The organism is Rhodopirellula maiorica SM1, assembly GCF_000346295.1.
Taxonomy (GTDB): Bacteria; Planctomycetota; Planctomycetia; order Pirellulales; family Pirellulaceae; genus Novipirellula; species Novipirellula maiorica.
Genome location: NZ_ANOG01000346.1, coordinates 1 through 8,741, shown reverse-complemented (window position 1 = coordinate 8,741; position 8,741 = coordinate 1). Strand labels below are relative to the sequence as shown.

Annotated in this window: 8 protein-coding genes; 3 read left to right on the top strand and 5 right to left on the bottom strand. The window is 55.4% G+C overall.

The window, feature by feature from the left end:
• The 3 genes from RMSM_RS11270 to RMSM_RS11260 all read left to right on the top strand — a co-directional run.
• The coding region (locus RMSM_RS11270; protein WP_085980606.1) for a glutamate synthase-related protein at nucleotides 1–1,959 on the top strand (1,959 nt) is incomplete at its 5' end.
• A gap of 126 nt (nucleotides 1,960–2,085) precedes the next feature.
• Nucleotides 2,086–3,588 (top strand): glutamate synthase subunit beta, encoded by a 1,503-nt coding sequence (locus tag RMSM_RS11265; RefSeq protein ID WP_008695558.1) that lies wholly within the window; start codon nucleotides 2,086–2,088, stop codon nucleotides 3,586–3,588.
• Between the two features lie 145 nt (nucleotides 3,589–3,733).
• Nucleotides 3,734–4,588, top strand: a complete 855-nt coding sequence (locus RMSM_RS11260) for a class I SAM-dependent methyltransferase (RefSeq protein ID WP_008695553.1) — start codon at nucleotides 3,734–3,736, stop codon at nucleotides 4,586–4,588.
• A gap of 150 nt (nucleotides 4,589–4,738) precedes the next feature.
• Here RMSM_RS11260 and RMSM_RS39760 read toward each other — a convergent pair whose 3' ends face one another.
• The 5 genes from RMSM_RS39760 to RMSM_RS11240 all read right to left on the bottom strand — a co-directional run.
• A complete protein-coding gene (locus RMSM_RS39760; RefSeq protein ID WP_008695552.1) occupies nucleotides 4,739–4,918 on the bottom strand; it encodes a hypothetical protein in 180 nt (59 codons plus the stop codon).
• Nucleotides 4,919–4,921: 3 nt separating this feature from the next.
• Nucleotides 4,922–5,332, bottom strand: coding sequence for a thioredoxin family protein (locus tag RMSM_RS11255; RefSeq protein WP_008695550.1), 411 nt, complete (start codon nucleotides 5,330–5,332; stop codon nucleotides 4,922–4,924).
• A gap of 51 nt (nucleotides 5,333–5,383) precedes the next feature.
• Nucleotides 5,384–5,938: a DsrE family protein gene (locus tag RMSM_RS36730; RefSeq protein ID WP_236622094.1), complete on the bottom strand. Its 555-nt coding sequence runs from the start codon at nucleotides 5,936–5,938 to the stop codon at nucleotides 5,384–5,386.
• Entirely contained in the window at nucleotides 5,928–7,655 is a 1,728-nt protein-coding gene (locus RMSM_RS11245) for a bifunctional metallophosphatase/5'-nucleotidase (RefSeq protein WP_008695547.1), read from the bottom strand. Before RMSM_RS11245 ends, RMSM_RS36730 begins: the two co-directional genes overlap by 11 nt.
• 80 nt (nucleotides 7,656–7,735) lie before the next feature.
• Nucleotides 7,736–8,741, bottom strand: a 1,006-nt coding sequence (locus RMSM_RS11240; protein WP_052031589.1) for a rhodanese-like domain-containing protein, incomplete at its 5' end; no start/stop codon positions are given.

Genomic DNA, 8,741 nt, shown 5'->3' with positions numbered 1-8,741 from the left:
AGGTGTCGCTCGGCGCCGCGATCCCACTGGACGAAGTTCACGCCGGCGAGCGAGATCGTCAAACGCTTCTGCACCGGTGCAATGAGCTTTGGCAGCATCAGTGCCGAGTCGCACGAGACGTTGGCGGTTGCGATGAATCGTCTAGGCGGAAAGAGCAACACCGGCGAAGGGGGTGAAGACCCGGCTCGTTTTCACCCGCTGGAAAACGGTGATTCGAAGCGATCCGCGATCAAACAAATCGCATCGGGTCGTTTCGGTGTGACGATTGAATATTTGACCAACGCCGACGAGTTGCAAATCAAGATTTCGCAAGGTGCGAAACCTGGCGAAGGCGGTGAATTGCCCGGCAAAAAAGTCGACAAGAACATCGCCCGGATCCGTTACAGCACGCCGGGGGTAGGTTTGATCAGCCCGCCACCTCACCATGACATCTATTCGATCGAGGATTTGGCTCAGCTGATCCACGATCTGAAGAACGCCAATCGCGCCGCTCGAATCAGCGTCAAACTGGTTAGCGAAGTCGGTGTGGGTGTGATTGCATCGGGTGTGGCCAAAGCCCACGCGGATCACATTCTGATCGCGGGTGACACGGGCGGAACGGGGGCTTCGCCGCTGACCAGCATCAAGCACGCGGGTTTGCCGTGGGAGCTGGGCATCGCCGAAACGCATCAAGTATTGGTGCTGAATGATTTGCGAAGCCGCGTGGTGCTACAAACCGACGGCGGACTGAAAACCGGCCGCGACGTTGTCATCGCTGCACTGCTGGGGGCCGAAGAGTTCGGCTTCGCCACCGCACCGCTGATCACGCTCGGATGCATCATGATGCGTAAGTGTCACTTGAACACTTGCCCGGTGGGTATCGCGACACAGGACCCTGAACTGCGTGCCAAATTCACGGGCAAGCCAGAGCATGTTGTCAACTACTTGTTCATGGTGGCTGAGGAAGCTCGCCGGATCATGGCGAAACTCGGGTTCCGCACGATCGACGAAATGATCGGACGCACCGATTGTTTGAAGACCGAAGAGGCGATTCGCCACTGGAAGATGGACGGTCTCGATTTGACGCCAATTTTGCAACCAGCGAACAAGCCGCATGCGGACGTCGATGTTCGCTGCACACGTGCTCAAGACCACGGGTTGGACAAATCCTTGGACATGACGGTATTGTTGGAAGCGGCGATGCCTGCCTTAGAAAACGGAACAAAGGTGACGATCGAATCGCCGATCATCAACATCAACCGCACCGTGGGCACGATCCTCAGCAACGAAGTGGCCAAGCGATACGGCCAAGCGGGACTTCCCGATGGCACGATCCACATCAAGTTGACCGGTTCGGCGGGGCAAAGCTTGGGTGCGTTTCTGTCACACGGCATTACGATCGAACTCGATGGCGACGCCAACGATTACGTCGGTAAGGGGCTTTCCGGGGGTCGCGTGGTGGTTTACCCACCGAAACAAAGCAGCTTTGTCGCCGAGGACAACATCCTTGTCGGCAACGTCTGTTTGTACGGTGCGACCGGAGGCGAGGCGTTCTTACGAGGACGTGCCGCCGAGCGTTTTGCGGTTCGCAACAGCGGTGCCCGAACCGTTGTCGAAGGTGTCGGCGACCATGGTTGTGAATACATGACTGGCGGCCGCGTGGTGGTGCTGGGAACGACCGGGCGTAATTTCGCAGCCGGGATGTCCGGAGGAATCGCTTATGTGTGGGACAAGAAGGGCGATTTCAACTTGAACTGCAACCTCGCCACTGTCGAACTCGAATCGATCGAAGGCGACGAGGAACAGGCCGAGGTCAAGGAGTTGATCCAATTGCATTACGATCACACCGGCAGTGCGATGGCCAAGCAAGCCCTCGAGGATTGGGGCACGTTTGTCGCACAGTGCGTCAAGGTAATGCCGCGAGACTACAAACGCGTCTTGCAAGAAATGAAGGCTCAAACCGCTGCTTCGGCATCGTAAGCCCCAACCCATCGTCGAGCGGCCTTTGCCAAACACAATCGCCGCTCGACTCTGCTGCACAGGACGATCGCAAACCGGCGGCGTCCATTACCGAACAACCATCCACCGAACCGATTGAGAATAGTTATGGGAAAGCCAACCGGATTTAAAGAATTTGATCGCAAAAAAGTCGCTTGGCGACTGCCCGTCGTTCGGATCAACGATTACGACGAAATCTACACCGAACCACGAGTCGAGCACCTGCGTGAACAAGGCGCCCGATGCATGGATTGTGGCGTGCCATTTTGCCAATCCACCAGCGGTTGCCCGATCGACAATTTGATCCCCGAATGGAACGACTTGGTCTACAACGATCGCTGGAAAGAAGCGATCGAACGACTTCACCGCACCAACAATTTCCCCGAATTCACTGGCCGCGTCTGCCCGGCACCGTGCGAAGGTTCGTGCGTGCTTGGGATCACGAATCCGCCAGTGACGATCAAGAACATCGAAAACGCGATCGTCGATCGCGCTTGGGAAGAAGGCTGGATCCATCCGGAACCGCCAACCTCTCGCACCGGAAAAAAGGTTGCCGTGGTCGGCAGCGGGCCTGCGGGTTTGACGGCCGCAGATCAATTGAACAAGGTGGGTCACGAAGTCACAGTCTACGAACGTGCCGACCGCATCGGTGGATTGCTGCAATACGGCATTCCCAACATGAAACTTTCCAAGGAAGTGATCCAGCGGCGAATCGACAAGATGACCGCCGAAGGCATCAAATTCGTCACCGGCGTGAACGTTGGCGAAGATGTCGACGCAAAAGAATTGACCAACGACTTTGACGCGTTACTGTTGGCGTGTGGAGCGACCAAGCCTCGTGATTTGCCGATCGCAAACCGCGATGCCAACGGAGTTCACTTTGCCATGGAATTTTTGACGGCCAACACGCAGCAAAGTGTGCATGGCGATTCGCTTGGCGACGCATTCATCAGCGCCGAAGGCAAAGACGTCATCGTGATCGGCGGTGGTGACACCGGAACCGACTGTATCGGCACGAGCATCCGCCATGGTTGTCGAAGCCTAGTGAACTTTGAATTGTTGCCGCAGCCGCCCGAAGATCGTGCTCCGGACAATCCGTGGCCCGAATGGCCGCGAATTTTCCGCGTCGATTATGGCCACGAAGAAGCGAGCGCAAAGTTCGGACGCGACCCTCGCGAATACCAAATCCTGAGCAAAGAGTTCCTCAAGGACGAAGCGGGTAACCTGCGAGGTATCAAAACCGTGCAGGTCCAGTGGACCAAGGGAGACGATGGCGGCTGGAAAATGGCCGAAGTCGAAGGTAGCGAGAAAGAATGGCCGGCACAGCTGATTCTATTGGCAATGGGCTTCTTGGGCCCTGAGCAATACATCGCCAAATCGCTGGGCATCGAAGTCGATCCACGCAGCAATTACCAAGCGACGCATGGTGAGTTTACCACCAGCATCGACGGGGTCTTTGCCGCGGGTGATTGCCGTCGCGGTCAAAGCTTGGTCGTGTGGGCGATCAACGAAGGTCGTGGTGCGGCGCGAGCGATTGACATCTACTTGGAAGGATCGAGTTCGCTGCCAGCACCGGGCCAGACGATGGGCACCTCAATGGAAGTCAGCTAGACAGCTTGCTGAGTGGATGTCGGTGACACGGCGGCCATGCCCAATCGATTATGAATTCTTAGCAGCTTCCCGTTTCGCGACGGGAAGCTGTGAATTAATCTGAACGCACTGAATTGCTCGACGCCTCCAATCAAGTGCATCATCGATGGGAAAACCCAAGAACAAAAAGTCGGATAAGCCCAAGTCAAAAGCAGCGAAGCCATCGCAAGCGGAATTGGCCGACAAATTCGACTGCTACCAAAAATCGGTACAGACACCGGAGCACGAAGTCGAGTTCTTTGAGCAAGCCTATCGCGACTTTTACCAAAAGAAACCGCTCACGCTACGCGAAGACTTCTGTGGCACCTTTTCGATCTGTTGTCACTGGGTGCAATCCGACCCTGAACGAACGGCCGTCGGTGTCGACCTGTGTAGCGAAACGCTCGATTGGGGTCGCGAACATAACCTCGCCAAACTCAGCGAGGGGCAACAGAGCCGTGTGAAGTTGTTGGAACAAGATGTTCGCAAACGAAATCGTCCTCAAGTCGATATTCTGTCGGCTCAGAACTTTTCGTTCTGGATTTTTAAGACGCGTGCCGAGGTGATCCAGTACTTCAAAGCCGCGCGTGCAAATCTAAAGAGCGAAGGCGTGATGGTGTTGGACATGATGGGCGGCGGTGATTGCTACACCGAAGAACACGTCGATAAACGCACCATCAAAAAGGGACGCAAAGGATTTCGCTACGAGTGGGAACAAGCTTCCTTCAATCCGATCAACGCGGACGCAAGCTTCTACATTAGTTTTAAATTCAAAGACGGCAGCAAACTAAAACGAGCATTCGAGTACCACTGGCGTTTTTGGACGATCCCCGAAGTTCGCGAGATGCTTGCCGAAGCCGGTTTCAGCGAGAACCACGTCTACTGGGAAATCGAAGACAACGACGAAGATTCTCACTGGGAGCGAAGCGAGACTGCGTCAAGCGACCCGAGTTGGATCTGCTACATCGTCGCGGCTAAGTAATGCGACTTTGTCGGCCAGCTTTCCAAGCGGGTACCGTCTTGCACCGAACGATCCTCGGTTGAGAATCCGCTGATAAAACAGAAATCGTCTCAACCGCTCCGCCACGCTATCGGCACAGAGAGCCGAGCGACGATGCCGAGCGATTCCACGTCACTTCGACAATAGTTCGAGCAATCCTTTTGCATCGACGAAACCAGATCGTTGCAGCACGGTGCCATCGGTATCGACCAGCAATAGGGTCGGCACAAACTCAACAGCAAACCTCTCAACTAAAACATTGGTATTGGCAGCGTCCATGTCCGCCCGCAGCGGCACCACGTCGTTCTGCAACGCTTACTGAACCGCGGCGTCAGGCCAGACATGCTTGTCCATCATTCGGCAAGGCACACACCACGAAGCGGCAAAGTCGATCAGTACCGGTCGTTTCAACTTCCGAGCCTTGGCAATCGCTTCCTCGTAGTCGCTCTCCCACACCGCTTCGGTTTCTGGGGCCACTTCCGCTGATGCCATTGCGACTTTCACGTCTTCTTTGGGTTTTCCGTCAATCGGTTCACGCCTCGCCACGTAGCCTCCGTCACCACTGGCCGACTCGATGGCGAGTGTCGCCACCGAGTCGGGGATCGAACGAGGAATGTCGCCACCGCGATAAATCCATATCGCGGTGACCATGACGGCCAACATCATGATCACAGCGACCACGATCGAACTGCGTCCGGATCGCATCGGTTGATGTCGTGTTTTCATCGGATTACCTGTTCCTCGTTTTGCTGGTTGTATTTCGTCGGCGACACGCGTTTAGAAACGAATGTACGCGTAACCTTGGTGCTGCAAATCGATCACTCGAGCAAATGCCGCTTCGGCAAGCATCACATCAGGATGGATATCCGCTTTCGCCCACCCTTCCTTTTGACGCCGCGAATCACAAAACTCGACGTGAACTCCCATCTGTTTCAGCTCTGCAAGCAGCTTTGTATTAGGATTTCCTGTATCGGTGTGCTTCACTCGGTTCCAAGCTTCGTCCGTCAAAACATGAGCCGACGCGTCCCCATGGAAAACAGCGCGCAGATCGAGTTGCTCTGGATCGATACCTTGTTTCGCGTAGTAACCGCGAAGCTTTTTTAGATACAGCAGCGGTTTACTGACCCCCTCTTTCCATTCGTCCCGGGTGCATTGATAGACGGCCTTGATCGGGCCTTGATACTGCAGCCCAATCACAGGCCGATTTGCGGGATCGGACTTCGATTGGGCCGAAATGCTGTCCGTCGGCGCCGCTGCGAATGCCGGCAAAGTAACACTCAGGGCAAGTACCGTAAGCGACGCAAGCGTGGTCGTAAAAAATTTATTCATCATTGGTTTCCTTTTCATTGGAATCGGAGGAGGGATTAATACTGGTATTAGGATCAGCCGGGGAATTTGCATCCTGCATCTCCGCTTCGCGTTCTTGTTGACGTTCCTTGATGAATGCCAAATATTGCGAACGCAACACATCAGAACGGACCACACACCGTACCGGCGGCTTTCCGGTCTCGGTGACGTCGCCACGTTGTGCCAGGTACTGGCGGACTGCATCATGGGTGGTTAGTCCGATTTGCTTGGTAACGCGGCAGCGTTTGACGCGGTGAATCTGGTCGGCGGGTTGGCCGTCACGAGCTCCCGCAGCAAGGCTGTAGGTTTTATCGGGGTCCACCGGGTTGCCGTCGATCTCGAGACTTCGCAATCGCTCGTTGGCCTTGGCGGTGGAATCAAACTGCACATCCATGTTGGTCGAAGGTCTCGCCAACCAACCGCCATAAAGCCGAGACGGATTGTGAGAGAAAACGTTTTCAAATTCGTTTTCCCAATAGTCGATCAACTGTTTTCCATAGGCTTTGCCCACTTTGATTTCCAAATTCAATGGCAACCAATTCCATAAGTCGGCCTCGGTGATAGGGCCGGGAGCGGTGGGCGGCGAGAAGCGAAAACCGTTGCTCAACGCGATGTCGGTTCCGGCCGATTCTTTTACCGCGTCAGCAATCAAACGGTCCATCGACGTGCTCATGACGTTGTAACGTTCAAGCCAGATATCGGTATGGCCGATCTCACGATTCATTCGCTCGCGATGTGGGGCAAGCACTTCGTCGACGATCCCTTTGACGTGTTCGTCTTCGACAAACTTATCTTCGCGTAGCTCGATCAATTCCCATTGACGATCGACGATCTTGTCGCCGGACATCGTGATGTCCATCACGCCAACGAGCGAACCGAATGCACCGGCTTCGACCACCCAAACATCACCCACTTCGATCGGTTCGTAAGTGCGTTCGTGAGTGTCCGCCGAAAGCGAAATGTCGACACCGCGAAGCTGACGTGTCAGCGGAACGGCTTTGTGCAAACCAATGTGAGTGATCAATACCACCACATCGACCTTTTCTTCGTTGCGAAGCTCGTCGATCAGCGGCTGCAGCACCTTGGCGGCCTGGAAATGGAGCCCTTTACTCATGTGCGGCGGTTGTCGCGTGGGAACATCGGGATCGGTAAAGCCAAGCAAACCAATCTTCACGCCATTGACTTGCTTGACCAGATAAGGCGGAAAGGACCTCTGCCCCGTCTTTTCGTCAACGATGTTGGCAGCGACCATCGGATAGTTGACTTTTTCGCTGAGTGATTGCAGTTGTTTTGCTCCGTAGGCCACCGACCAATTGCCGGGGACTGCGACGTCCAATCCAAGTGCATTCAGCGGTCGCACCATGACTTCGCCTTGGGTCCAGGCACCGGGACCGCTGCCCTGAAAGGTGTCTCCACCATCAATTTTCAGCATCCCGTGGGGACGTTGGGCTTCGAGCTGCTTGAATGCGGTGGCGATTCGGCTCAGCCCGCCCGCGTTGTGCACACGCTCGGAATGGTCGTCTCGCCAAAACAACTCTGGGTGCGGTTCCAGTTGCGCATGAATGTCGTTAACAAAGGCGATCGAGAACTTTTTAATGTTCGGGTCTGCTCCGTTTGCGGGGATGCTGTTCGCCGCAGTCGCCGACAACGTTGTCGCCAAACATCCGACGATCGCAGCCATAAAAATGCCAATAGGCTTCATGATAAAAGCTTCCAAATAAGAGAGAAGAAGAAGGAGGAGACGCCGCGCAGACGCATGCCACGAGAGTCCACGCAGGATCCTTAGGCTGTTCGCGTTGTATCACTCGCCTTGCCGGGCTTCGCGGGTTTCATCGCTTTGTAACCGGCCGCGGTCCATGCGTCCCAAGACCCGGGAACGGTCCTTGCATCGAAGCCATTCGCGCGCAGCACGCTCACAGCCACACTGGCTCGGTAACCGTTGCCGCAGTACACGACGACCGGCTTGCGTTGGTCCAGCTCACTCATTCGCTTGGGGATTTCAGGCAAGAAGATGTACTTCGCTCCGGGCATATGCCCCATGTCCCATTCGGACGGCTGACGCACATCCAGCAGCGTCATTTGGTCGGTTGGGAACTGCCGCTTCACGTCATGCACCGACATCGTTTGGAACGAATCGAATTCACGTCCCGAGTTGACCCACGCCTTCATGTCGCCATCGAGCGCGACTTTGACATTGGTCAACCCAACACGCGATAGCCAATCCAACGGATCCTCAAAATTCCCCTCCGCCGGTTTGACAATCGCGATCGGGCGATCCGGATCGAGCATCCAGCCTCCCCACATTGACAGTACCTCGTTGTAACCAATGTTCATCGCACCGCGAATGTGACCGCCGGCAAAGGCTTGCATCAACCGGAGGTCCAGTAGTTGCATGTCGTTGGACCGCAGCTCTTTATCGAAGGCACTGGGTTTCAGCCGCCGGACCTGTGGCGTTTCTCCCAAAATTTCGGGACCAGCTAAGTTGATCTTCTTCATTCGCGGCCAGTAATATGGCACGGGCGGCTGGGCACTTAGCAGCGCTTCGATGAAAATCGCCTCGTCATTCATTCGCCAATACGGATTGCCTTGTCGCTCTTTAGCAAGCGTGGGATCCCCTTCGGGCGCTTTGATTCCGGCACCACACGGAGACCCAGGACCATGGGCGGGATAGATTGTCAGTTCGCCAGGCAGTTGGGTAAAGGCATTCTGGACTGATTGGTAGAGCGATTTGGCGAGCGAATCGGTATTTTTGACCCCCATCAAATCAGGGCGTCCGACGCTGCCGACG